Source organism: Halomonas borealis, assembly GCF_004798905.1.
GTDB lineage: Bacteria > Pseudomonadota > Gammaproteobacteria > Pseudomonadales > Halomonadaceae > Halomonas > Halomonas borealis.
Map to the genome: position 1 here is coordinate 145,731 of NZ_SDMO01000007.1, position 24,846 is coordinate 170,576.

Annotated in this window: 24 protein-coding genes; 15 read left to right on the top strand and 9 right to left on the bottom strand. The window is 68.7% G+C overall.

Annotated elements, in window-relative coordinates; genetic code table 11:
- The first annotated feature begins 21 nt into the window (after window positions 1–21).
- From ETC07_RS09130 to ETC07_RS09145, 4 genes are read left to right on the top strand one after another with little or no spacing between them, the layout of a single operon-like run.
- Entirely contained in the window at window positions 22–1,716 is a 1,695-nt protein-coding gene (locus ETC07_RS09130) for an ABC transporter permease (protein ID WP_136248200.1), read from the top strand.
- A 19-nt stretch (window positions 1,717–1,735) separates the two neighbouring features.
- Window positions 1,736–2,386, top strand: a complete 651-nt coding sequence (locus ETC07_RS09135; protein WP_136248201.1) for an ATP-binding cassette domain-containing protein — start codon at window positions 1,736–1,738, stop codon at window positions 2,384–2,386.
- Between the two features lie 43 nt (window positions 2,387–2,429).
- Window positions 2,430–3,041, top strand: coding sequence for a sigma-70 family RNA polymerase sigma factor (locus tag ETC07_RS09140; RefSeq protein WP_205742530.1), 612 nt, complete (start codon window positions 2,430–2,432; stop codon window positions 3,039–3,041).
- The gene (locus ETC07_RS09145) at window positions 3,035–3,250 is read left to right on the top strand and encodes a zf-HC2 domain-containing protein (RefSeq protein ID WP_136248202.1); all 216 of its coding nucleotides are present in this window, start codon (window positions 3,035–3,037) and stop codon (window positions 3,248–3,250) included. The genes ETC07_RS09140 and ETC07_RS09145 overlap by 7 nt, the downstream gene beginning before the upstream one ends.
- Before the next feature lie 19 nt (window positions 3,251–3,269).
- On the opposite strand, the gene ETC07_RS09150 is transcribed toward ETC07_RS09145, so the two are convergent.
- Complete coding sequence (locus tag ETC07_RS09150) at window positions 3,270–3,728, bottom strand: DUF302 domain-containing protein (RefSeq protein WP_168709208.1); 459 nt, start codon at window positions 3,726–3,728, stop codon at window positions 3,270–3,272.
- Between the two features lie 152 nt (window positions 3,729–3,880).
- Between ETC07_RS09150 and ETC07_RS09155 the strand changes: the two genes are divergently transcribed.
- A complete protein-coding gene (locus ETC07_RS09155) occupies window positions 3,881–4,555 on the top strand; it encodes a DUF3047 domain-containing protein (protein ID WP_136248204.1) in 675 nt (224 codons plus the stop codon).
- Window positions 4,556–4,562: 7 nt separating this feature from the next.
- Here ETC07_RS09155 and ETC07_RS09160 read toward each other — a convergent pair whose 3' ends face one another.
- The 6 genes from ETC07_RS09160 to doeA form a co-directional block, all read right to left on the bottom strand.
- Window positions 4,563–5,237 (bottom strand): haloacid dehalogenase type II, encoded by a 675-nt coding sequence (locus ETC07_RS09160; protein ID WP_136248205.1) that lies wholly within the window; start codon window positions 5,235–5,237, stop codon window positions 4,563–4,565.
- Window positions 5,238–5,389: 152 nt separating this feature from the next.
- Window positions 5,390–6,799, bottom strand: a complete 1,410-nt coding sequence (locus tag ETC07_RS09165) for an aminotransferase (RefSeq protein WP_136248206.1) — start codon at window positions 6,797–6,799, stop codon at window positions 5,390–5,392.
- A gap of 262 nt (window positions 6,800–7,061) precedes the next feature.
- A complete protein-coding gene (locus ETC07_RS09170; protein WP_136248207.1) occupies window positions 7,062–8,543 on the bottom strand; it encodes an NAD-dependent succinate-semialdehyde dehydrogenase in 1,482 nt (493 codons plus the stop codon).
- A gap of 184 nt (window positions 8,544–8,727) precedes the next feature.
- On the bottom strand, window positions 8,728–9,207 hold the full coding sequence (locus tag ETC07_RS09175) for an Lrp/AsnC family transcriptional regulator (RefSeq protein ID WP_136248208.1): 480 nt from the start codon (window positions 9,205–9,207) through the stop codon (window positions 8,728–8,730).
- Between the two features lie 121 nt (window positions 9,208–9,328).
- Complete coding sequence (gene doeB, locus ETC07_RS09180; RefSeq protein ID WP_136248209.1) at window positions 9,329–10,363, bottom strand: N(2)-acetyl-L-2,4-diaminobutanoate deacetylase DoeB; 1,035 nt, start codon at window positions 10,361–10,363, stop codon at window positions 9,329–9,331.
- Between the two features lie 9 nt (window positions 10,364–10,372).
- A complete protein-coding gene (gene doeA / locus ETC07_RS09185; protein WP_136248210.1) occupies window positions 10,373–11,572 on the bottom strand; it encodes an ectoine hydrolase DoeA in 1,200 nt (399 codons plus the stop codon).
- 206 nt (window positions 11,573–11,778) lie between these two features.
- On the opposite strand from doeA, the gene ehuR reads away from it, so the two are divergent.
- A complete protein-coding gene (ehuR, locus tag ETC07_RS09190) occupies window positions 11,779–13,185 on the top strand; it encodes a MocR-like ectoine utilization transcription factor EhuR (protein ID WP_136248211.1) in 1,407 nt (468 codons plus the stop codon).
- Window positions 13,186–13,200: 15 nt separating this feature from the next.
- A complete protein-coding gene (locus tag ETC07_RS09195) occupies window positions 13,201–14,142 on the top strand; it encodes a 2-hydroxyacid dehydrogenase (protein WP_136248212.1) in 942 nt (313 codons plus the stop codon).
- Window positions 14,143–14,286: 144 nt separating this feature from the next.
- Here the strand turns inward: ETC07_RS09195 and ETC07_RS09200 are convergent, their stop codons facing one another.
- Complete coding sequence (locus ETC07_RS09200; protein ID WP_136248213.1) at window positions 14,287–14,844, bottom strand: DJ-1/PfpI family protein; 558 nt, start codon at window positions 14,842–14,844, stop codon at window positions 14,287–14,289.
- 164 nt (window positions 14,845–15,008) lie between these two features.
- Here ETC07_RS09200 and ETC07_RS09205 point away from each other — a divergent pair, with 164 nt between their 5' ends.
- From ETC07_RS09205 to ETC07_RS09235, 7 genes are all read left to right on the top strand, one after another.
- Entirely contained in the window at window positions 15,009–15,653 is a 645-nt protein-coding gene (locus ETC07_RS09205; protein ID WP_136248214.1) for a hypothetical protein, read from the top strand.
- Window positions 15,654–15,737: 84 nt separating this feature from the next.
- On the top strand, window positions 15,738–16,664 hold the full coding sequence (locus ETC07_RS09210; protein ID WP_136248215.1) for a LysO family transporter: 927 nt from the start codon (window positions 15,738–15,740) through the stop codon (window positions 16,662–16,664).
- Between the two features lie 106 nt (window positions 16,665–16,770).
- Window positions 16,771–18,210, top strand: a complete 1,440-nt coding sequence (locus tag ETC07_RS09215) for an ATP-binding protein (RefSeq protein WP_136248216.1) — start codon at window positions 16,771–16,773, stop codon at window positions 18,208–18,210.
- Window positions 18,207–18,920: a response regulator gene (locus ETC07_RS09220; RefSeq protein WP_136248217.1), complete on the top strand. Its 714-nt coding sequence runs from the start codon at window positions 18,207–18,209 to the stop codon at window positions 18,918–18,920. The genes ETC07_RS09215 and ETC07_RS09220 overlap by 4 nt, the downstream gene beginning before the upstream one ends.
- 116 nt (window positions 18,921–19,036) lie before the next feature.
- Window positions 19,037–19,696, top strand: coding sequence for a Spy/CpxP family protein refolding chaperone (locus ETC07_RS09225; protein WP_136248218.1), 660 nt, complete (start codon window positions 19,037–19,039; stop codon window positions 19,694–19,696).
- A gap of 183 nt (window positions 19,697–19,879) precedes the next feature.
- The gene (gene betT, locus ETC07_RS09230) at window positions 19,880–21,931 is read left to right on the top strand and encodes a choline BCCT transporter BetT (protein WP_136248219.1); all 2,052 of its coding nucleotides are present in this window, start codon (window positions 19,880–19,882) and stop codon (window positions 21,929–21,931) included.
- A gap of 113 nt (window positions 21,932–22,044) precedes the next feature.
- Window positions 22,045–22,410, top strand: a complete 366-nt coding sequence (locus ETC07_RS09235; protein ID WP_136248220.1) for a DOPA 4,5-dioxygenase family protein — start codon at window positions 22,045–22,047, stop codon at window positions 22,408–22,410.
- Between the two features lie 82 nt (window positions 22,411–22,492).
- On the opposite strand, the gene exaC is transcribed toward ETC07_RS09235, so the two are convergent.
- Complete coding sequence (gene exaC / locus ETC07_RS09240) at window positions 22,493–24,013, bottom strand: acetaldehyde dehydrogenase ExaC (RefSeq protein ID WP_136248221.1); 1,521 nt, start codon at window positions 24,011–24,013, stop codon at window positions 22,493–22,495.
- A gap of 133 nt (window positions 24,014–24,146) precedes the next feature.
- Between exaC and ETC07_RS09245 the strand changes: the two genes are divergently transcribed.
- A complete protein-coding gene (locus tag ETC07_RS09245; RefSeq protein WP_136248222.1) occupies window positions 24,147–24,839 on the top strand; it encodes a response regulator in 693 nt (230 codons plus the stop codon).
- The last annotated feature ends 7 nt before the right edge of the window (window positions 24,840–24,846 follow it).

Consider the following 24,846-nt stretch of genomic DNA (forward strand, 5'->3'; position numbering starts at 1 on the left):
CCTCGACCGAGCCCGGCGACCATGACGGCCTTCGAGCGCACGATCCGCGGCTTCCCGCACCTGACCCTGTGGTTGCTGATCCTGCCGGTGGCGGCGGGGCTCGCCGGCGTGGTGGCGCCGGCCTTCGGGTGGCTGCCCGCCCTGGGCGGCGAGGCCCTGACGCTGTCGCCCTGGCGCGACCTGTGGCAGGCACCGGGCCTGGTCGACATGCTACGACTGAGCCTGGTCACCGGGCTCGCCAGCAGCTTGGTGGCGCTTGTCATCGTGGTGCTGTTCCTCGGCGCCTTCCTCGACACGCGGCCCTTCCATTTGGTGCGACGCTTGCTGTCGCCGCTGCTGGCGGTGCCGCATGCCGCCGCGGCGATCGGTCTGGCCTTCCTGCTGGCACCCTCGGGGCTCGCCAGCCGGCTGGCCTCGCCCTGGGCGAGTGGCTGGACCCAGCCGCCGGACTACCTGTTCCCCGGCGACCCCGGGGGCGGCGCCCTGATCGCCGGGCTGGTGCTCAAGGAGGTGCCCTTCCTGCTGCTGATGAGCCTCGCCGCTCTGCCCCAGTGCCGAGCCGAGGAGCGCCTGCGGGTCGCCCGCTCGCTGGGGTATGGCCGGCTCAATGCCTTCCTGCGGGCCGTGCTCCCGGGGCTCTATCCGCTGATTCGCCTGCCGATCTATGCGGTCATCGCCTTCGCCAGCTCGACGGTGGAGGTGGCGATCATCCTCGGGCCCTCGACGCCGCCGACGCTGGCCGTGGCGGCCATGCGTTGGCTGAACGACCCCGACCTGGCGCTACGCTTCCAGGCCTCGGCTGCCGCCCTGACCCAGCTCGCTCTCACCGCCCTGGCGCTTGCCATCTGGTGGCTCGCCGAACGCCTGGTGGCCCGGATGGCCGCCGGCTGGCTGGTGAACGGCCGGCGCGCCGACCTTGAGCGTTGCGGCCGCGGGTTGGCCGCCGGGCTCACCGGGTTCGCCATCCTGCTGCTCGGCGCGAGCCTGGTGGGCCTGGTGCTGTGGTCGCTGGCCGCCTGGTGGCCCTTCCCCGCCGCCTGGCCCTCGCCGATGACGCTGGACGCCTGGCGCGAGGCGGCCGAGGCCGGCCTGACCCCGCTCGGCCATACCGCCAGCCTGGGCCTCGCGGCCGTCGCACTGTCGCTGGTGCTGACGATCGGCTGCCTGGAGGCCGAGACTCAACGCCGCCGCACGCTACGCCCCGGCGCTCAGTTGATCCTCTATCTACCGCTGATGGTGCCACCGGTGGCCTTCCTCTACGGCCTGGTACAGTGGCAGACCCAGTTGGGACTGTCGCCCGGCTGGCCGGCGGCGGCGCTGGGCCATGGCCTGTTCGTGCTGCCCTATGTGTTCCTCTCGCTGGCCGAGAGCTATCGCCGCCTCGACCCGCGCTGGGGACAGGTCGCCGCCGCCCTCGGCGCCTCGCGGGCACGCGTCTTCTGGCGGGTGCGCCTGCCCATGCTGACGGCCCCGATCGCCGTGGCCGCGGCGGTCGGCTTCGCGGTCAGCATCGGCCAGTACCTGCCCACCCTGCTGCTCGGCGGCGGCCGGCTGGCCACCCTGACCACCGAGGCGGTTAGCCTGGCCAGCGGCGGCGACCGCCGGCTGACCGCGGTCTACGCCTTGAGCCAGATGGCCCTGCCGGCGCTGGGCTTCATGCTGGCGGCCGGCCTGCCACGCCTGCTGTGGCACCATCGCCATGCCTCTTCGCACTGACCCCTGGAGCCCTGCATCCATGCCCGACACGAGCGCCCTGCTGCTGGACGAGGTCGCGATCTTCCAAGGCCCGCATCCCCTGGTGGAGGTGAATGCCCGTATCGCCCCGGGCGACGTGCTGACCCTGATGGGCCCCTCCGGGGTCGGCAAGTCGACCCTGCTGGCCCAGGTCGCCGGCTTCCTCTCGCCGGCCTTCACCGCCCATGGCCGCATCCGCCTGGGCGACGAGGACCTGACGCGACTCGCCCCGGAACATCGCCGGCTGGGCCTGCTATTCCAGGATCCGTTGCTGTTCCCTCACCTCAGCGTGGCGGGCAACCTGGCCTTCGGGCTGCCCGCCGGCGGCCGGCGCCGCGCGCGACGCGGGCGCGTGGAGGCAGCGCTGCACGATATCGGCCTTTCCGGCTTCGCCGACCGTGACCCGGCGACCCTGTCCGGCGGCCAGCAGGCCCGAGTGGCGCTGATGCGCGTGCTGCTGGCCGAGCCCCGGGCGATGCTGCTCGACGAGCCCTTCGCCAAGCTCGATGCCGCCCGACGCGACGAGATGCGCCGACTGGTGTTCGCGCGCATCCGCGCGCGGGGCCTGCCGACCCTGATGGTGACCCACGACCGAGAGGACGCCGAGGCGGCCGGGGGGCGTGTGATCGAACTCACGACCTCCACCGGTTAGGCTGGAGACCAGACCACGCCCCCATGGACGACCAGGAGACCCCGTGACCGCCCATCCCGACCCCGCCCCTCGCGAGCCTGCCGAGGACGATTACCGTCGGCGCCTGGCCGCCGTGCGCCCAAGGCTTCAGTCCTTCGCCTTGCTGCATCTTCGCGATCGCACCCAGGCCGAGGACGCCGTTCAGGAGGCCCTGGTGGCCGCCATCGAGAAACACGACGCCTTCGCCGGCCGCTCCGGCTACGAGACCTGGGTCTTCGGCATCCTCAAGTACAAGATCCTCGATGCCATGCGCGCCCAGAAGCGGCACGGCAGGTGGGAGCCTCTGCACGACGAGGCCGATGACGAGGCCATCGATCGCCAGTTTCAACATAGCGGACGCTGGCAGCCCCAGGCACGACCGTCGGCCTGGGGGGAGCCGGAGGCCGCCTTCGAGAACGATCACTTCTGGCAGGTCTTCGACGCCTGCATGATCGGCCTGCCGGACAACCTGGCCCGGGTCTTCTCGCTACGCGAGCTGATGGGGCTTTCCACCGGCGACATCTGCCATGAGGTGGGTATCAAGGAAAACAACTGCTGGGTCATGCTGCACCGTGCCCGCCTGCGCCTGCGGGCCTGCATCGAGCGCGGCTGGCTGACGGAGGAAACGACATGCTGATGTGCCAACAAGCCACGCGCCTGATGTCGCTCAAGCTGGACCGCCCGCTGCGGCTGGGCGAGCGCCTGTCGCTACGCCTGCACCTGGCCATGTGCGGCGCCTGCCGGGAGTGCGACCGTCAGTTCACGCTGCTGCATGGTGTCGGCGAGCGCTTCGCGCCGGAACGCCAGGACGGCAAGGAACCCCAGGACGGCGAGGAAACGAAGTGACGCCGCCCCGGCGTGCCGTTCAATCGGTGGCCGCGCTCGTGGCCACCCCCTCGAGCACGTCGGCCACCTTGTCCAGCGGCAGATCGCATCCCTCGAGCCCGTGACGCTCGGCGAGATAATGTGGCGAGTTCCACTCCAGCCGTACGCCCGTCTCGAGCTCGCGAATCACCAGCTTCTGCGGAAGATCGAGCGCCATGCTGCCCTGGCAGCGCATCATCGGCGTGCCGACCGCCGGATTACCGAAGATGAAGGTCCGAGTCGCCGGCAGCGACTGCCCCGCCCGTTCGGCATTGGCGGCATGATCGACCACCTGCATCAGGGTGAGATCGCGCGCCTCCAGCGCCGCACGCAAGCGTTCGTCGACCCGTTCGATGTCCGCGTCGGAGTCGAGGTGACGAACCCCGTTTTCCGCGGCCTGGGCGGCCAGCGGGAACCACAGCAACAACGATACGGCGGCGACGGTCTTGGCTATCGACATGGAGCCTCCTGGCTTGTGACATAAGCCTTCAGCATGGCCGAGCCCGCCCGCCATGACAATCCATCCCTTCGTCGCGCCGGCAGGCGCAAGACGTCCGGCAGGCTGCTAGGCTCGAGGGACCGCGCCGCGCATCCACGAAGGGAGGAATCCTCATGCTGCCCCTGCTTCGCCGCCTGTGGCGATACGGCCTGTCCATGGCCCTGCTGGCGCCTGGCCTTCCGGCCCTGGCACAGGAGGCGCGCTTCGCGCCGGACGAGATCCTGGCCTGGCCGACGCGCGCCTTCGAGGGCGACACCGAGTATCGGCTGGCGACCCTCGACGGCGAACGAGTGCTCGAGGCTCGCGCCCGGGGCCAGGCCTCGGCCAAGTACCTGGAACGCGAGACCCAGCTCGCCGCCACGCCCTACCTCAAGTGGTGCTGGCGGGTCTCGGGGCTCTACCCCGGACTCGACGAGCGCCGCAAGGCCGGCGACGACTATCCGGCCAGGGTCTATGTGGTGCGTCGCACCGGCTTATTGCCCTGGCAGGTCCAGTCGGTGAACTACGTGTGGTCCTCGACCCAGGCCGCCGGCACCGACTGGGCCAATGCCTTCACCGACCGCGCCCGACTGCTGGCCCTGCAGGGCGGCCCCGAACGAGTCGGCGAGTGGGTCGCCGAGGTGCGCGATGTGCGGGCCGACTACCGGCGGCTGTTCGGCGAACGGCCCGAGCGGCTCGCCGGCCTGGCCTTGATGACCGATGGCGACAACGCCGGCGGCGATGCCACCGCCTGGTTCAGCCGGCTCACGCTCTCGGCGAGCCCCGCGCCGCCCAACTGCCCGGGCTGAGACCGGCTCAGGTCAGCCGGTCGACCAGCGCATCGAGACCGGGCACGGTGAAGTCGGGCTCGATGCCCCAGGGGTCGAAGGGGGCCTCCGGGCTGCGCCGCACCCAGGCCGCGTGCAGGCCCGCGTGACGCGCACCGATCACATCGAAGGCGTTGCTGGAGACCAGCCAGGTGTCGGCCGGCTCGGCCTCGAGGCTCTGACGAAGATGGAAGTAGACCGAGGGGTCGGGCTTGAAGCGTTTCACCTCGTCGACGCTGACGATCTCCTCGAAGCGGTCGCGCAGCCCCGCCCCAGCCAGCAAGCGGGTCACGGCCTCCTGGCTGCCATTGGAGAAGGCCACGCAGCTGATGCCGGCCTCGGCCAGTCGCGCCAACGCCGGCTCGGCATCGGCAAAGGCCGGCAGCTGAGCGTAGCGGCTCATCAGGTGATCCTTGTCGGCCTCGGACAACCGAGTCTGCAACGCACGATCGGTGTACTCGAGCGCCTCGCGGGTGCAGCGCGCGAAGTCCACGTAGGTCCCCATCAGGCCGCGGCGGAAGCTGTATTCCAGCTGCTTGTCGCGCCAGCGGCGCGAAAACTCCGCCGCCTGCTCCGGGGCCGCCAGCTGCTGTTCCAACTCGGTCACGATGCCGTGGGTATCGATCAGCGTGCCGTAGACATCGAAGGCCAGTAGTGTCGCCATGGGAGTCCTTCCTCCTCGTGCCAATGAACCTCCCCAGACTGGAACAGCCGGGCAGGAGGCACAAGCCACGAGGCAGGAAGAATGCGCGTACCAAGCCTCAAAACGACGAACGCCGCGGGTGGCCCCGCGGCGTCGGGTGACGACACGCGCTGTCAGGCGGTCTGCAGCGCGCCTTCACGGGTCAGCTGGTCGGTGACCCGGTTCACCGCGCGTTCGACGCGGGCGATGATCTCGTCGACCTCCTCGCGGCTGGCAATCAACGGCGGCGCGAAGCCGAGGATGTCGCCCTGCGGCATGGCCCGGGCGATCAGGTTCTCCTGCATCGCCGCCGCGGCGATGCGCGGGCCGACCTTGAGCGACGGGTCGAAATGGGTGCGCCTGGCCGGGTCGGCGGAGAACTCCAGGGAGGCCAGCATGCCCACGCCGCGCACGTCACCGACCAGCGGGTGGTCGCCGAAGGCCGCCTGCATCTGCTGCTGCAGGTAGGCGCCGGTCGCGGCGGCGTTGGCGGTCAGCCCCTCGCGTTCGATGATCGCCAGGTTGGCTAGGCCGGCGGCACAGCCCAAGGCATGGCCGGAATAGGTCCAGCCGTGGCCGATCGGGCCGTATTCGCCGGTGCCCTGCTCGAGCACCCGCCACACGCGGTCGCCGACGATCACCGCGGACAGCGGCTGGTAGGCGCTGGTCAGGCCCTTGGCGGTGGTGATCAGGTCCGGCTTGATGCCGTAGTGGTGGCTGCCGAAGTCGGCGCCGATGCGCCCGAAACCGCAGACCACCTCGTCGGCGATGAGCAGCACGTCATACTTCGCCAGCACGGCCTGGATCTCGTCCCAGTAGCCTTCCGGCGGCGGCACGATACCGCCGGTACCGAGCACCGGCTCGCCGATGAAGGCCGCCACGCTGTCCGGTCCCTCGGCCAGGATCATCGCTTCGAGCCGCTGCGCGCAGTACGCGGAGAACTCACGCTCGCTCATGCCTTGCTGCTCGGCGGCACGATGATAGTAGTACGGCGCCTCGGTATGCAGGATGCCCTCCATCGGCAGGTCGAACTGGTCGTGGAAGGCCTTGAGGCCGGTCAACGAGCCGCTGGCGATGCCGGAGCCGTGGTAGCCACGCATCCGCGAGATGACCTTCTTCTTGTGCGGCCGGCCCAGCACGTTGTGGTAGTAGCGCACGATCTTGAGCTGGGTCTCGTTGGCATCCGAGCCGGACATGCCGTAGTAGACCTTGGACATGCCGGGACCGGCGAGCTCGAGGATCTTCTCGGACAGGGCGATCTGCGGCTCGTTGGAGTGCCCCACATAGGTGTGGTAGTAGGACATCTCGAGGGCCTGCTGGTAGATCGCCTCGGCCACCTCGGTGCGGCCGTAGCCGATGTTGACGCAGTAAAGACCGGCGAAGGCGTCGATGAACTCGTGGCCGTCCTTGTCGACGATGTTGATGCCTTTGCCGCCGGTGATCACGCGGCCCGGGGCGTCGCCATGGGCGAAGTCGCGCAGGTGGGTGGAGGCGTGGAAGGTCACCTTGCGGTCGCGGTCGATCAGATCCTGATGCGTGGTCATGCGTGTCTCCAGTGAGGCTCCCCGACGCCATCGGGGAGGAGGTTCGTCGATATCGTTTGTGTTTCTTTCATTGGCCGCGACCGGTCTGCTCACGGCATGCAAGGATCTTGCAGGGCCGCTCGGCGTCAGCACCTTTTCCTCTGAACCCGAGGGCGCCGCGAGCGACGACCAGACAAGGCGGATCCTGGAGAGAACAGTGGAGTCTACGTTCCGTCAATGAGCCTGTTCGACCCAGGATCCAACGCCGTATGGTCGAGCGCAGCTAGCTCCCGGAAACGGAACCCAGTGCTCCGAGACAGTAGTACTTGGTCTCCAGGTACTCATCGATGCCGGTCACGCCGCCCTCGCGGCCCAGCCCCGACTGCTTGACGCCGCCGAACGGCACCGGCGGGCCGGTCATCTTCACCGAGTTCACCGAGACCATGCCGTACTCCAGCGCCCGCAGCAGCTTCCAGATGCGCCGGATGTCATGGGTATAGACGTAGGCCGCCAGCCCATACTCGGTGTCGTTGGCCATGGCGATGGCCTCGTCGTCGTCGCGGTAGGCGGTGATGCCGGCCACCGGGGCGAAGTTCTCCTCGTTCCACACCTTCATGGCCGGCGTGACGCCGGTCAGCAGCACCGGCATGAAGAAGTTGGGCCCCGGTGCCTGGGACTGATCGCCGGCTACCAGGGACGCCCCGCGGGAAACGGCGTCGTCGACGATGGCCGCGGCCTTCTCCACCGCCTGACGATGGATCAACGGGCCGAGGTCGACCTCGCTTTCCAGGCCATTGCCCACGGTCAGCGCCGCCATGCGGCTGGCGAACTGCTCGACGAAGTCGTCATGGATCGATTCGTGGACCAGGATGCGGTTGGCCGCCAAACAGTCCTGACCGGCGGTCTGGAACTTGGCCGCCACGGCGGCGAAGGCCGCTTCCCGCGGGTCCATGTCGGGGCCGACGATGAAGGGCGCGTTGCCGCCGAGCTCGAGCGAGACGCGTTTGACGGTGTGGGCGCACTGCTCGATCAGCAACCGGCCGACACGGGTGGAACCGGTGAACGACAGCGCCTTGATGCGCTCCTCATCGCACAGCAGCTTCGACACCTCGGGGGCATCGCCCAGCACCACGTTGAAGATGCCGGCGGGGATCCCGGCGCGCTCGGCAAGCTCGGCCAGCGCCAGCGCCGAGAACGGCGTCTCGTGGGCCGGCTTGACGATCACCGGGCAGCCGGCGGCCATGGCGGCGGCGGCCTTGCGGGTGATCATCGCCAGCGGGAAGTTCCAGGGCGTGATCAGCGCGGCGATCCCCACCGGCTCCTTGAGGGTCCCCAGGGCGGCATTGGGAATGTGGCTGGGGATGGTCTCGCCGAAGGTACGCTTGCCCTCCTCGGCGAACCAGCGCACGAAGCTGGCGCCATACTCCACCTCGCCACGGGCATCCGGCAGCGGCTTGCCCTGCTCATGAGTCATGATGATCGCCAGATCCTCGCGGTGGGCCTGCAGCAGGTCATACCAGGCCAGCAGCCGCTCGCAGCGCTCATCGGCGCGCAGCGCCCGCCAATGCACGAAGGCCTCCTCGGCGGCATCCACGGCGGCGCCGATCTGTGACCCCTCGAGCAGCGGGATATGCCCCAGCACCTCGCCGGTGGCGGGGTCGACGACGGCGTCCTCGCGCCCCTCGTCGCCGTGGGTCCACTTGCCGTCGATATAGGCGTACTGCCGGAACAGGCGCGGGTCCTCGAGCATGTTGGACAGCATCATAAAACCTCCCTGAGACGCCGGTGCAGCAGCGCACCGACGATGGTATGACTCGCGTGGCGATCGCCACGTGATGGTGTCAGGGTAAGGCAGACGGGCGGGCGAGAGTTTTCGAAGTCGAGCGCCGGAAAGGAGGAGGTTTTTCGTTCCGGCGCCCGGGAGTGGCGATTTTTTTGGCAAGCGCGGCTCAAGCGCCGATCAGGTCCTCGGGGCGAACCCCGTCGTCGGGGCGCTTGACGCGCTTGGTGACGATATAGGTGAAATAGCGCTCGATGCCGGCGTCGGACATCAACCAGGCGTCGATCAGACGCTGGTAGGCGTCGATGGAGGCGGCCTCGAACTTGACCAGGTAATCCACGCCGCCGCCCACGGCCACGCATTCGGTGGCCTCGGGGGTGTCGCGCACCAGGGCCTCGAAGCGGGCGAAGCTCTCGGCGTTGTGGCTCTTGAGCTCGATCTGCACCCACACCGGGGTACGCGGCTGGAGCACCGTCGCATCGATTCGCGCCCCGTAGCCCTCGATGATGCCGGCCTTCTCCAGACGCCTCACGCGCTCCCAACAAGGACTGATCGAGAGGTTGATCGCTTCGGCCAGCTTCGACTTGGTGATGCGTCCGTCACGCGAGAGGATCTCGAGGATCTTGAGGTCGTAACGATCGAGCTTCATGTCAGACCACCATCCCTGCTGATCGCGCTCGGCCATGCCGCGTTGAACCGCTTCTCAAGATGCTCATTTGCCCCTCGTAGGCTCCGTGCTTTCGGCGCCGTTCGTCTTGCCTGGCCAGCGCTCATTGGGGCTGGGTCTGATCGGCGTCGAGCGAGTCGACCACCTCGGCGATCACCGCGATGGTGTCACCCATGTTGACGTTGGCCGGGAAACGGCGCGCCATCAGCAGCCCGTCGCGCTCGGCGCGGTACTCGACGGGCGCGGTTCCGCTGCGGGTCATGTCGTAGACCCGGGCGATCACCTGGCCCTTCTCCACCGTCTCGCCCAGCGCCAGCGTCAGCTCGAGCAGGCCCGAGTGCTCGCTCTGCACATAGCAGCTGGCATCCGGCATATCGAGATACACCTGAGGCGTCTCGGGCACCTCGAGCTCGCCCTCGAGCAACCCGAAATGGATCAGGAAGTTCTCGATGCCGCGTTCGGTGACGGTCAGGCTCTGAGGCGTGGAGGTACCGCCGCCACCCAACTCAGTGGCCACGAACACCTTGCCCTGGCGCTCGACGGCGGTATCGAACAGCGCCTCGGCATCGAGCTCGAACATGATCATCGCATAGGGCGCACCGAACGCCTTGGCGCCCGCCAGGGCCCGGCGCTGCTGGTCGGCGTCGTCGAGCACGTGGGAGGCGGCGAAGGGCACGATGTCCAGGGTGCGGCCGCCGGAGTGCAGGTCGAGCACCGCATCGCTCATCGGCACCAGGGTGCGGGTGAAGTAATCGGCGATCTTCTCGGTGACACTGCCGTCCGGGTCGCCGGGGAAGCTGCGGTTGAGGTTACCGCCGTCCATCGGCGAGGTGCGGCGGCCGGCCTGTGCCGCGGGGGTGTTCATCATCGGCACGATGATCACCCGCCCGCTCACGTCCGAGGCGGCAAGCGAGCTCGCCAGCTTCTGCAGCGCGGTGATGCCCTCGTACTCGTCGCCATGGTTGCCGCCGGTCAGCAGCGCGGTCGGCCCCTCGCCGTTGTTCACCACGGTGATCGGGATCATCACCGCCCCCCAGGCCGACTCGTCGTCGGAGATCGGCAGCTTGAGGAAACCGTGCTGGACGCCCTGGGCCTCGAAGTCGACGGTGGCGGAGATGGGGCTCGGTCGCTTGCTCATAAGTGCTCCTTACTGGACGAACAGCTGGCGGGGGAAGTCGGCCAGCGTCTCGCAGCCGGTCTCGGTGATCAGGATGCTCTCGGTGATTTCCAGGCCCCAGTCATCGACCCACAGGCCGGGCATGAAGTGGAAGGTCATGCCCGGCTCGAGGATCGTCTCGTCGGAGGGACGCAGGCTCATGGTGCGCTCGCCCCAGTCCGGCGGATAGCTGATGCCGATGGGATAACCGCAGCGTGCCCCGCCACGGTCGAAACCATAGCGGTCCATGGCCGAGCCCAGCGCCATGGCGATGTCCGCGGTGCGGTTGCCGGGCTTGGCCACCGCAAGCCCCCGCTCGATGCCCTCGAGCAAGGCCGACTCGGCGCGGATGAACTCCGCCGGCGGCCGACCCAGGTAGACGGTGCGCGACATCGGCGCATGATAGCGCTTGAAGACCCCGGCGATCTCGAAGAAGGTGCCCTCGCCTTCGCGGAACGGCGAGTCGTCCCAGGTCAGGTGCGGGGCGGCCGCGTCCTTGCCGGTCGGCAGCATCGGCACGATGGCCGGATAGTCACCGCCATAGACTTTGCCGTGCTCATCCTTCCAGCCCTCGATACCGACCCGGTAGATCTCCGAGACCAGCTTGCTCTTGGGCAGCCCCGGCTCGATCACCTCGAGGATGCGTGAATGCATGCCCGCCACGATCTTGCCGGCGATGCGCATGTACTCGATCTCCTGGGCCGACTTGATGGCCCGGCACCAGTTGACCAGGGCGTTGGCATCCATGAAACGCGCATGCGGCAGCTCGCGCAGCAGCGACTGATAGGCCTTGGCCGAGAAGTAGTAGTTGTCCATTTCCATGCCCACCACGCCCCGGTGCCAGCCGCGGTCCGGCATGATCGACTGGGCCAGGTACTCCATGGGGTGCATGTCCGGATTCTGGACATAGTAATCCGGGTAGTAGGTGATGTTCTCCGGATCGATCCAGCAGGTACGCAGCGCCCCGTTGGCGTCCATGCGCCGGCCGTACCACACCGGCTCGCCCTCGAGCCCGAGCAGCACGCACTGATGCACATAGAAGGACCAACCGTCATAGCCGGTCAGCCAGGCCATGTTCGAGGGGTCGCTGATGATCAGCACGTCGATGCCCCGGCTCGCCATCTCGGCGCGGACCTTCCAGAGCCGACCGGCATACTCCTCGCGAGTAAAAGGCAGGGAAACCTGAATCATGAAATCGCTCGTCCAACGATCACGTCACCGATACCGGCCCCTCTCGTTCCGGGAGAGGCCGAAGCGCCAGGGCGGTTGACGGCCGCGCGCGGGGCCTCTTGAATTGTCATGATTGATGACAGCACAATGCATGACAATCTCAGTCAATGTCCTTGAGACGATACTAGCACCCCCGCTTGGCCGACGGTCAAAGGCTTTATTGCATCATGACACTCGATCTGACGCCCTTCCTGCAGGACACCGGCCCCAAGTATCTGGCCATCGCCCGGGCCCTCGCCGAGGCGATCCGCCAGGGCGAGCTCGCCCCCGGGACCCGCCTGCCGCCGCATCGCCGGCTCGCCGAGACCCTGGGGGTCAGCGTGCAGACCGTCTCGCGGGCCTATGCCCAGGCCGAGAAGAGAGGGCTGGTGCAGTCGCGAGTCGGCAGCGGCACCTGGATCAATACCCTCGACGATGCCCGGGAAGCGGCCTATCTGCGTGGCCAGGAGCCGCGCCAGGAGAGCCCGCTGATCGATCTCTCCATCGCCCACCCGGTCTGTACACCGGATCACCACCATCGCTTCCGCGAGACGCTGGCCTCGCTTGCCGGACACCTCCGCCCCGAGGTGGTCACCGCCAATCGCCCTATCGCCGGGCTGATGCACCAGCGCGAGCGGGCCAGCGACTGGCTCGTCGAGCGGCTCGGCGTGCCGGGTGGCCCCGAGGATCGCGTGCTGTGCAACGGTGCCGCCCACGGCCTGATGCTGGCCATCTCCACCGTGGTCCAGCACGGCGACCTGGTGCTCACCGAGGCGCTCACCGACCATGGGCTGATCGCGCTGTCGCGCACCCTGGGCTTCCAGCTACGCGGCGTGGCCATCGATGAACGCGGGGTAATCCCCGAGGCCCTCGACCAGGCCTGCCGACGCCGACGTCCCCGGGCCGTGTGCCTGACGCCCACCCAGCTCAACCCCACCGGCGCCACCATGGACGAGGCGCGGCGCGACGCCGTGGCCCGGGTCCTCGACCATCACGGCGTGTGGCTGATCGAAGACGACGTTCATGCGCTGCTCGAGCCACCGGGGCTGACGCCGCTGGCCGCCCGGCTGCCTCACCTGTGCTTCCACGTCACCAGCCTGACCAAGGTCGTGCTGCCCGGGCTACGCGCCGGCTACCTCAGCGTGCCCCGGGGGCAGCTGCACCACACCCTGCCGCGGATGCGCGCCACCAGCTGGATGGCCACGCCGCTGGTCTTCGAGATCGCCGATGCCTGGCTCGCCGACGGCAGCCTGGCACGGCTGGCGGTCGAACAACGGGCCCTGCTCGCCGAACGCCAGCGCCTGGCCGCCCACCGGCTCGCCGGCCATGAGTTCAGCGCCCGGCCCTCCAGCCTGCATCTGTGGCTATCGCTGCCCGCCGCCTGGCGCGCCGAGGAGCTCCAGCAGCAGGCCGAGCAGGAAGGCATGACCCTCACCACCGCCGTTCCCTTCATGGTGGAACAGACGCCGGCCCCTCGGCGCATCCGCCTGAGCCTCGGTGCCGAGCCGGACCTCGAACGCCTCGCGGGCGCCCTGTCGCGCCTCGCCGGGCTGCTCGACGAGGCGCCGCCACCGATGATGCAGATCGTCTACTAATCAGGAGTCATTATCATGCGAGTACTGGTTCACACCGAGGCCGCCGAGGCCTGGCGCGACGCCCTGGCCGAACGCCTCCCAGACGCCGAGATTTTCACCAGTGCCGCCCCCGCCGACCAGCGCCGTCGGGCCGACTACCTGGCGACCTGGAAGCCCTCCCCCGAGCTGCTCGGTGAGCTCGAAGGGCTCAAGGGCATCATCAACCTCGGCGCCGGGGTCGACGCCCTGCTGAACAACCCCGCCCTGCCCTCGGGCGTACCCATCGTCAAGTTGCGCGACGCCGGCATGGCCGGCCCCATCGCCGATTACGTGCGTTACGGGGTGTGTCACTTCCAGCGCGATTTCGACCGCTATCGCCGCCAGCAGGCGCGCGCCGAGTGGCGACAGCATCCGGCGGTCGACAAGGCCGAGTGGCCCGTGGGCGTGCTGGGGCTCGGCGCGATCGGCGCCAAGGTCGCCCAGGCGCTGGCCGACGACGGCTTCCCGGTTCATGGCTGGAGCCGCTCGCCGCGCACGCTGCCGGGCATCGAGTGCCACCACGGCGACGCCGGCCTGCGCGAGCTGCTGCCGCGGGTGAAGAGCCTGGTGCTGCTGCTGCCCGATACCCCGGCGACCCGCCGGGTGATCGATGCCGAGGCGCTGGCCGCCCTGCCCGAGGGCGCCAGCCTGATCAACCCCGGCCGCGGCACCCTGATCGACGAGGCCGCCCTGCTGGCGGCGCTGGGCGACGCCTCGAGCGAGACGCAGGGCCGGCTACGTGGCGCCCTGCTCGATGCCTTCCCCGAGGAGCCGCTGCCGGCGGAAAGCCCGCTGTGGTCGCATCCGCGGGTGCTCATCACCCCGCACATGGCCGGCCCTACGCCGCTCGGCGAGGCACTCGATCAGGTGGCCGAGGCGCTACGCGCCCTGGCGGCCGGCGAGGCCGTCGAGACCATCGATCCCGCGGCCGGCTACTGATCGCTCCCGGGCCGAAGCCCAGACGCCGGCCGGACTCCACGAGTCGCGTCGGAGCGACGAGGGCGAAGAGGCACGCTCGCGGAGGGTGAGCCTGTCCCCTCCCGCGAGAAGAGGCCCTGGCCGCGGAGGGCGTGGCCGAGGCTGCTACAGCAGCTCGTGGAAGCGTGCCAGCCAGGCGGGGTGGGCCGGCCAGGCCGGCGCGGTGACCAGCTTGCCGCTGACGATCGCCTGGTCCATGCCGATCTCGGCATAGTCGCCGCCGGCCAGGTGCACCTCCGGGGCGCAGGCGGGATAGGCCGAGACCCGGAAGTCGGCCAGCGACACCGCGGCGGCCAATAGCTGGGCGCCGTGGCAGATGGCGGCCACCGGCTTGTCGGCATCGAAGAAGTGGCGGACCAGCTCCAGCACCCGCTCGTCGAGTCGCAGGTACTCCGGCGCCCGGCCGCCGGGAATCACCAGGCCATCGTAGTCGTCGGGAGCGACCTCGGCGAAGGTGGCGTTGAGCACGAAATCGTGTCCCGGCTTCTCGGTATAGGTCTGGTCGCCCTCGAAGTCGTGGATGGCGGTGCGTATGCGATCGCCCTCGCGCTTCTCGGGACACACGGCTTCCACCTCGTGTCCCATGGCCTGCAAGGCCTGGAAGGGCACCATGATCTCGTAGTCCTCGACGAAGTCGCCGGCGATAAGCAGCAATCTGGCCATGACAACATCTCCTGTGAAAGACCAAAATCGGGGCCTGCCCCGCCAGCCTAACCGCTCGTCGATGACCCGGCCATGTCGGCGGGGAACCCGGCGGCTTCGTTACCCTCTACACACCGACCACCCTCATCAACCACCCTCATCGTTTGACTGCGAGGACACCCTCGATGCCATTTCGCCTGCTGCGCTGTACCTGGCTGCTGGCACTGCTGGGCCTCGCCCTGCCGAGCCTGGCGGCCACCGCGCCCCACCCCTTCGATGCCCACTACCACCTGGAAGTCTCGGGCTGGCCGGACGTCGACATCCACCACCGCCTGACCCAGGAGGCCGGCCACTGGCAGAGCGAGATGCGCGCCAGCCTGCCCGGCGCCAACGGCCACGAATGGGGGCGCTTCCGGCTCGACGATGGCCGAGTGCATTCGCTGCATTACGCCGCCGGCTATTCGCTGCTGGGCATCCGCCGCTCCTATTCTCTGGAAGACGCCGACCTCGCCCCGCTGCCCGACCGCCAGAGTGCCCTGGTAGCACTGGCCAGGCGCGCCACCGAGGATGACCAGGGCCGGCTGCGCTATCGCGACCATCGCGGCCGTGAAGAGCGGCTCGATTATCGCGTGCTCGAACGCCAGCCGATGACGCTGCCGGCGGGGCGCTTCGAGGCGGTGCGGGTCGCGCTCACCGAGCCGGACGACGACGATCGCCGCCTGGTGATCGCCTTCGATGCCCAGCGTCCCGGTCTGCTGCTGGGCCTCGACTACTACCGCGACGGCGAGCGCAAGAGCCGCCTGACGCTGACTCGGCTCGACGGCGACTGAGCCCCTGCCACGGCGGCGACGACCTGCTAGAGTGGGCGGCTTTGGCCGTCGCATCGAACGGCCCGCACGGGAAGGGACTCTCGCATGCTCACCGGACTGCTGATCGTTCTGCTGCCACTGATCCTGGGCTATCTGATCCGGGTCCGACGCGACCCCGTCATGACGACCATCAACCACGGCGTCAACGCCTCGATCTACGCCATCCTGCTGCTGATGGGCATCGGCCTGGCCGGGCTCGACGGCCTCGGTAGCCAGCTCTCGAGCATGGGCGGCCAGGCGCTGCTGTTGCTGGCCGTGACCTCGGCCTGCAACCTCGTCGCCCTGGGCTGGCTGTCGCGCCGCCTGCGCCTGACCGTGGACCCGGCCCGCGCCGTGGCCGGGGCGCCCACCAGCAAGCTGGCCGCCATGGCCGGGTCGCTGACGCTGGTCGGCGTGGTGCTGGCCGGCATCGTGCTCGGCCTGATCCTCGGCGCCACCCTCGGCGAGGCGTCGTTCGCCTGGGCCGAGACCCTCGCCGAGTGGGTGCTCTACGCCCTGCTGGCGCTGATCGGCTGCCAGTTACGCAACTCCGGCATGCCGCTCCGACAGATCCTGCTCAACCGCCACGGCCTGGCCATCGCCGCGGTGCTGGCGGCGAGCTCGCTGATCGGCGGACTGCTCGCCGCGCCGCTGCTGGATCTGCCCTGGAATCATGGCCTGGCGATGGCCGCCGGCTTCGGCTGGTACTCGCTGTCGGGCATCCTGGTCGGCGACGAGCTGGGCCCGCTGCTCGGCGGCGTGGCCTTCTTCAACGACCTGGGCCGCGAGCTGTTGGCCTTCGTGCTGATTCCGCTGGTGATCCATCGACATCCGGCGCTGGCGATCGGCTACGGCGGCGCCACCAGCATGGATTTCACCCTGCCGGTGATCCAGCAGCACGGCGGCGTGAATTGCGTCCCGGTGGCCGTGGTCTCGGGCTTCCTGCTCTCGCTGCTGTCGCCGCCGCTGATCCTTTTCCTGCTGACGCTTTAGCCCCTCACGAGTCGCGGCCGACGGGGCACTTGCACCGGAATTGCAACCTGCCGGCCGTGTGTTGCGCTACGCTGGGTGCCCTTGCCCGCCGCCGAGACCCTGCGCCATGTCCCTTCGCCACGCCCTGAACCCGGCCGTCTCTCGCCTCGGCGTCAAGCTGTTCGCGATCATTCTGGCGGTCAACGTGGCCATCTCCGGGCTGGTCTTCATCGCCGTGTCGCGCAGCCTCGACCAGGGCTTCATCGAATACCTGGATCACACCCAGACCCAGCGGGCCGAGACCCTGGCCAAGGGCCTCGCCGGCGAGTGGTCCCGGCGCGAAGGCTGGCAGTGGCTACGCCAGTCGCCCCGCGCCTGGCGTCACGTGGTGCGCCGCCAGCTGTGGCCCGGCGATGCCCCCCCACCGGAAGGACTCGAGCGCGGGTTAGGCGACCCCAAGAACTTCGTGCTTCACGACGCCCGAGGCCTGCCGGTGATCGGCCTGCCCCCGGACAACGATCTGGAGGCCGCGGAACTGCGCTGGCTGCCTATCCTCAGCGAGGGTGAGCGCGTCGGCACCCTGGGCTACCGCCCGCCGCAACAGCTGATGGCGCGCATGGACCGCATCTTCCTGACCCAGCAACGGCGCAACCTGGCGATCATCGTCGCCGCCCTGGGGCTGGCCTCGCTGCTGCTCGCCGGGGGGCTCTCCTGGTGGCTGGGGCGGCGTGCCCGCGGCATGATGCTGGCCACCCGCCGGCTCACCGAGGGCGACTACAGCATCCGCCTGCCGGAGCGTGGTCGCGATGAGCTGTCGAGCCTGTCGCGGGACTTCAACGTCCTGGCCGCTACCCTCGAGGCCAGCCGTGAGGCGCGCAACCGCTGGGTCTCGGACATCGCCCACGAGCTGCGCACTCCGCTCGCCGTGCTGCGCGGCGAGATCGAGGCCATGCAGGACGGCATCCGCCCGCTGGACCTCGACAGCCTCGGCTCGCTGGGCCAGGAAGTCGGCCAGCTGGAGCGCCTGGTGGCCGACCTGCGGCTGCTGTCCCAGAGCGATGCCGGCGCCCTGGAGGTGCAGCTGGCGCCGCTGGATCTGGCCGCCAGCCTGAGCGATCGCCTCGACGAAGCCGACAGCTGGCTGAGCGGCGCCGACATCACGCTGGCGACGGATATCGCCGGGCCGGCCTGGATCCGCGGCGACACCCAGCGGCTACGCCAGCTGTGGACCAACCTGCTCGACAACACCTGCGCCTACACCCACACGCCAGGACGGCTGAGGGTGACCCTCACGGAGATCGGCGACCATTACCGGTTGAGCTGGGAAGACAGCGCCCCCGGCGTCCCCGAGGCGGAACTGCCGCGCCTCACCGAACGCCTCTATCGGGTCGAGGGTTCGCGCAATCGCTCCAGCGGCGGCAGCGGCCTCGGCCTGTCGATCGCCATGGCCCTGGCGCGCGCCCATGGCGCCGAGATGAGCGCCAGTGCCTCGTCGCTCGACGGGCTATGCTGGACCCTGACCTTCCCCGCCATCGCCGATCATCAGCTCAGGGAGGAAGACACATGAGCCCCACGGACCTCGCTACCGACAGCGTTCTTATCGTCGAGGACGAACCCAAGATCGCCCGCCTGGTCGCCGACTACCTGGCGGGCAGCGACTTCGCCCCCCATCACCTGGACCACGGCGACGCCGTGTTGCCCTGGTTGGAGGAGCGCGAGACGCTACCCGAGCTGGTGCTGCTGGACCTGATGCTGCCCGGCACCGACGGCCTGACCCTGTGCCGCGAGATCCGCCAGCGCTGGCCGCAGGTGGCGATCATCATGCTCACCGCCCGGGTCGAGGAGGTCGACCGCCTGCTGGGCCTGGAACTCGGCGCCGACGACTACATCTGCAAGCCCTTCAGCCCTCGCGAGGTGGTGGCGCGCGCCCGCGCCGTATTGCGCCGCAGCCGCGCCGCGACGGCGCCGGACGCGGCCGCGAGCGAGGCGCTGCTGAGCCTCGACGACGAAGGCTGGCGAGCGCTGGCCGACGGCCACGACCTGGCACTGACCGCGGTGGAGTTCCAGCTGCTGCGGGTGATGATGCATTCGCCCGGGCGCATCTTCTCCCGCGAACAGCTGATGGATCACATGTATCGCGACCACCGCATCGTCTCCGAGCGCACCGTGGACAGCCACATCAAGAAGCTGCGCAAGAAGATCGCCGAGGTGTGGCCCGAGCGCGAGATCATCCGCTCGGTCTACGGCGTGGGCTACAAGTACCAGCCCGAGGAGTAGGAGTGACGCGCGCCGGCCCGGCGTCTTGCACCGACTTTGCACCCTGTGTCCACACCCCTTGCACGACGCCGGACGACACTGCAAGCGTCAACCCACGGCCACGAGGACCGCTCGACATGAAGACAACACGCCTGACACGCAAGCTGTTCGCCCCCGCCCTGCTCGCCGCTGCCATCGCGCCCATGGCACTCTCCGCCAGCGCCGCCCCCGGCCAGGGCGAGCCTCACGGCAAGCCGGGTGCCGAGCAGCGCGAGGCGCTGTTCGAACGCGCCGGCATCGATACCGATACCCGCGAGGCCCTCGCGGAGGCCGAGCAGGAGCATCGCGAGGCCATGCGCGAACTGCGTCAGGACTACCGCGAGCAGCTCGACGACATCCTCGACGATGAGCAGCGCGCAGCCCTCGACGAAGCCCGCCAAGCCATGCGCCAGGAACACCGTGCCGAGGCCCGGGAAGCCCTTCGGACGCGCATCGATACGGTGATCGATAGCTGGGACCTGGATGCCGACGCCCGCCAGTCCCTCGATGAACTTCGCCAGTCCCTCGAAGCCGATCGCCAGGCGCTCAAGGACCGCGAGTTCGACTCCCGCGACGCTCGCCATCAGGCTCAGCAGTCGCTACGCGACGAGCACCGCGAGGCACTCGCCGAGCTGCTGACCCCGCAGCAGCTCGCCGAGCTCGGGCAGTCCATGCGCCAGCCTCATGGCGGCCCCGGCCACCACGGCAAGCCCGGCCACCATGGCGGCCCGGAGCATTCCCCTCGAGGCGACGAATAACGCCACCACAGCAAGACCTTCGCGGTGACTCATGCCCGGCCATTGGCCGGGCATTTTCGTGCCCAAATACAAAGTTTTATTAGCCTTGCGGACCGCCCGGTTGCAGCCGCCTGGGGATGTGCGTATTTTATTTGAACGTTCATTTAAAAAAGAGAGTCGCCCTGCGACCGGAGTCATCTGCGCATGTCGGATAGCATCGCCCCACCCGAGCGACGGGATCGTATCAACCGCATCGTCTTCCACGGCAGCGTGGCAGGCATCCTGGTGTTTTTGGCCCTGACCATGACGTTCACCGAGGAGGCCGGCGCCTTTTTCGACGCCGCCCTGGCCTGGGTGAGCGATACCTTCGGCTGGTATTACATGCTCGCCGCCGTGGTCTACCTGGTCTTCGTCATCGCCGTCGGCTGCTCGCGGGTCGGCAACATCCGCCTCGGCCCCGATCATGCACGGCCCGAGTTCTCGCTACTGTCCTGGGCCTCGATGCTGTTCGCCGCGGGCATCGGCATCGACCTGCTGTTCTTCTGCGTCGCCGAGCCGCTGTCGCACTACCTGGTGCCGCCCGACATGGCCCCGGAGAGCGCCGCGGCGATGCGCGCCGCCGTGCCACAGACCTTCCTGCACTGGGGCCTGTCCGGCTGGGGCATGTACGTGCTGATGGGCATGGCGCTGGCCTACTTCAGCTACCGCCATCGCCTGCCGCTGGCCATCCGCAGCGCCCTCTATCCGCTGCTCGGCAAGCGCATCAACGGCCCCATCGGCAACGCCGTGGACATCACCGCGGTGATCTCGACCGTGTTCGGCATCGCCACCAGCCTGGGCATCGGCGTGATGCAGCTGAACTACGGCCTGAACTTCATGTTCGACGTACCCGAGAGCCTGACCACCCAGGTCGTGCTGATCGTGCTGGTGATGATCCTGGCGACCCTCTCGGTGATCACCGGCGTCGAGAAGGGCATCCGTCGGCTGTCCGAGTTCAACATGGCCCTGGCCGTGGCCCTGCTGCTGTTCGTGCTGTTCGCGGGGGACACCCTGCACCTGCTCGACGCCATGGTACTCAACGCCGGCGACTACCTGAGCGGCTTCATCGGCAATAGCTTCGACACCTATGCCTTCGAAGGCGCCGACGCCCAGCAGTGGAAAAGCGGATGGACCATCTTCTTCTGGGGCTGGTGGATCGCCTGGACGCCCTTCGTCGGCCTGTTCCTGGCGCGTATCTCGCGTGGGCGCACCATCCGCGAGTTCGTGTTCGGCGCCCTGCTGCTGCCGCTCGGCTTCATGATGGCCTGGATGTCGATCTTCGGTAACAGCGGCATCGAGCTGGTCGCCAACCAGGGCCTCGCCACGCTCGGCGAGCAGGCGCTGAACGCGCCCCAGTCCACCATCTACACCTTCCTGGAGCAGTACCCCTACATCGGCGTCACCGCCTCGGTGGTCACCATCCTTGGCATCGTGTTCTTCGTGACCTCCGCCGACTCCGGCGCCCTGGTGCTGGCGAACTTCACCTCCATCCTCTCGGATGTGAACCACGACGCCCCGATCCGCCTGCGTGTCTTCTGGTCGGCGACCATCGGCCTGGTGACCGTGGCGCTGCTGATGGCCGGCGGCCTCTCGGCACTGCAGAGCGCGGTGGTGATCACCGCCCTGCCTTTCTCGCTGGTGATATTCGCCATCATGGCCGGCATGAGCCGCGCGCTGAGGCTGGAGTGCACCAAGGCCGACACCCGCCGCCAGATCGGTGGCACGGGCATCCACGGCGACTGGCGCGAGCGCCTGGATCGTGCCCTGGACACCTCCAATCGCGCCGGCGCCGCCGCCACCCTCGAGCACGCCATCCGGCCGGCCCTGCGCCAGTTCGCCGAGGAGCTCGAGAGCCGTGGTCAGTCGGCCACGGTGAGCGAAGAAGATGTCGAGGGCGAGCCGCTGCGCCAGCTGACCCTGCAGGTGGACTTCGACGATGCCACGAGCTTCGTCTACCAGGTGCGGGCCCACCGCCTGAACACCCCGAGCTTCCTGCCGGTGGACGACGATTACTATGTACGCTTCGACGTCTACCTCAACGAGGGCGGCCTGGAGCAGGACCTCAACGGCTACACCCGGGCGCAGGTAATCCACCATGTGGTCACCGAGTACGAGAGCCATCTCTACTTCCTGACACGAGCCGGCCAGGACAACGCCAACGTCCAGACGCTGCCGGGGTCGGTGGGCGAACCGCCCCAGGACATCAACCCCGCCTGAACCAGGCCAGGACGGCGACCCAAGGGTCGCCGTCAGCGTATAGGGGCGGGCCACCCCGTGAAGCTGGCGCCCGACTCGGGTAGGCTGGAGTTTTGCCCTTCGAGAGCATCGTCATGCCCGCCTCGCCCACGCTCGACCCGGTCTGCATCCGCTACTACCACGCCCACCTCTACTACCGCGACGCCGCCGGCCTGGCCGAGGCGCGTCGGGTCGCCGAGGCCGCCGCCGCACGCTTCGACATCCAGGTAGGGCGCTTCCACGAGCGCCCGGTCGGCCCGCATCCTTGCTGGAGCTGCCAGCTGGCCTTCGCTCCCGAGGCATTCGCCGAACTCGTGCCCTGGCTGGCACTCAACCGCGGCGATCTGGACGTCCTCGTCCACCTCGGTACCGACGACGACCGCTTCGATCACACCCAGGGCGCCATGTGGCTGGGCCATAGCCATCCACTCGACCTGAGCCTCTTCGCCGACGACACCTGATCCGACACGCCGACGGCTCACCACACACAACACGGGGCGCGACTCGCGTCGCGCCCCGTCATTCACTGCTTGCGCCTGGCGATCAGAAGAAGCCGAGCGGGCTGCTGTCGTAGCTGACCAGCAGGTTCTTGGTCTGCTGGTAATGCTCGAGGGCCATCTTGTGGGTCTCGCGGCCGACGCCGGACTTCTTGTAACCGCCGAAGGCGGCATGCGCCGGGTACTGGTGGTAGCAGTTGGTCCACACCCGGCCGGCCTGGATGCCACGCCCCATGCGGAAGGCCACGTTCATGTCACGGCTCCACACTCCGGCACCGAGGCCGAACTCGGTGTCGTTGGCGATGGCCAGCGCCTCTTCCTCGTCCTTGAAGGTCGTCACGCCGACCACGGGGCCGAAGATTTCCTCCTGGAAGACGCGCATCTTGTTGTGGCCCTTGAGCAGGGTCGGCTGGATGTAATAGCCCTGATCATAGGCCGGGTCGAGGCGCTCCTTGCCGCCGCCGGTCAGGAACTCGGCGCCTTCCTCACGGGCGACATCCATGTACGAGAGGATCTTGTCGTACTGCTCCTGGCTTGCCTGGGCGCCGACCTGAACGTCGGTATCCAGCGGGTTGCCACGCTTGATCGCCTGGGTACGCTCGATCACCTTGGCCATGAAGTCGTCGTACATCGACTCCTGGATCAGCGCCCGCGACGGGCAGGTGCACACCTCGCCCTGGTTGAGGAAGGCCAGCACCAGGCCCTCGACGGCCTTGTCGATGAACTCGGGCTCGGCGTTCATGATGTCGGCGAAGTAGATGTTCGGCGACTTTCCGCCCAGCTCCACGGTCGAGGGAATGATGTTCTCCGCAGCGCACTTCAGGATCTGCGAGCCCACCGGGGTCGAGCCGGTGAAGGCGATCTTGGCGATGCGCTTGCTGCTCGCCAGCGCCTGCCCCGCCTCGGCACCGTAGCCATTGACGACGTTGATCACCCCAGGCGGCAGCAGGTCGCCGATCGCCTCCATCACCTTGAGGATCGACGCCGGGGTCTGCTCGGCCGGCTTGAGCACCACGCAGTTGCCGGCGGCCAGCGCCGGGGCCAGCTTCCAGGCGGCCATCAGGATCGGGAAGTTCCAGGGGATGATCTGGCCCACCACGCCCAGCGGCTCGTGGAAGTGATAGGCCACGGTATTGGCGTCGATATCCGCCGCGGTGCCTTCCTGGGCGCGAAGGCAGCCGGCGAAGTAACGGAAGTGGTCCACCGCCAGCGGCATGTCGGCGTTCAGGGTCTCGCGCACCGCCTTGCCGTTGTCCCAGCTCTCGGCGACGGCCAGCGCCTCGAGGTTCTGCTCGAGGCGGTCGGCGATCCTCAGCATCAGGTTGCTGCGCTCGGCGGCCGAGGTCTTGCCCCAGGAGGGCGCGGCGGCATGGGCGGCATCCAGCGCCTTGTCGACGTCTTCGGAGGTGGAGCGGGGAATCTCGCAGAACGGCGCACCGTTGACGGGGCTGACGTTGTCGAAATACTGCCCCCTGACCGGCGCGACGAACTCGCCGCCGATGTAATTGCCATAGCGCGAGGCGAAGCTCACCACGGCCTCGGGGCTACCAGGGTTGGCGTAGATCATGATGTGTCTCCAGCTCTTGTGGTTATGTGAGTGCCCTCCCAGTCTTGGCCAACCCCGTCGTCTGAGACATACTTCGATGGCAGGAGAGCGCCTCCTCCTTCGGTAGGAGGCCCGACGATCCCAGGAGTCACGCATGTATACCCTGATGGTGGCCGACGACCACCCGCTGTTCCGCGAGGCCATCGGCGCGGCGATCCGCGCCGGCCTGCCCAGCTGCCGGCTGCTCGAGGCCGGCAGCCTCGATGAGGCCTTGCACGGGATCGCCACGGAGGAGCAGGAGATCGACCTGCTGCTGCTCGATCTCGGCCTGCCCGATGCCGCCGGGCTCGCCGGCCTCGAACGGCTGCGCGAGGCCTGCCCCGCGTTGCCGGTGGTGGTGGTCTCGGCCGAGCGCGAACGCCGCCTCATCCTCGAATCCATCGCCCTGGGCGCGGTGGGCTACATCCCCAAGTCCACGCCGCGGCGCGCGCTGCTCACCGCCTTGCGTCAGGTGTTGGGTGGCCAGGTCTATCTCCCGCCGGACATCATGCGCCGGCCCGCACCGCCCGACCCCGGGGATGCGCCACTCGCCGGCGTCGCTTCCCCCGACGCGGCCTCGCCGCTGGATGCCCTCACCGACAAGCAGCTCGAGGTGCTCGCGCGCCTGGTGCGTGGCGACGCCAACAAGGTGATCGCCCGACAGCTCGATATCGCCGAGACCACCGTCAAGACCCATGTCTCGGCGATACTGCGCAAGCTCGACGTCGGCAGCCGCGTGCAGGCCATCCTGGCCGCCGACCAGGTCGAGCTGGCCGCCCGCCTGGCCCGCCTGCGCCCCCATGACTGAAGACGCC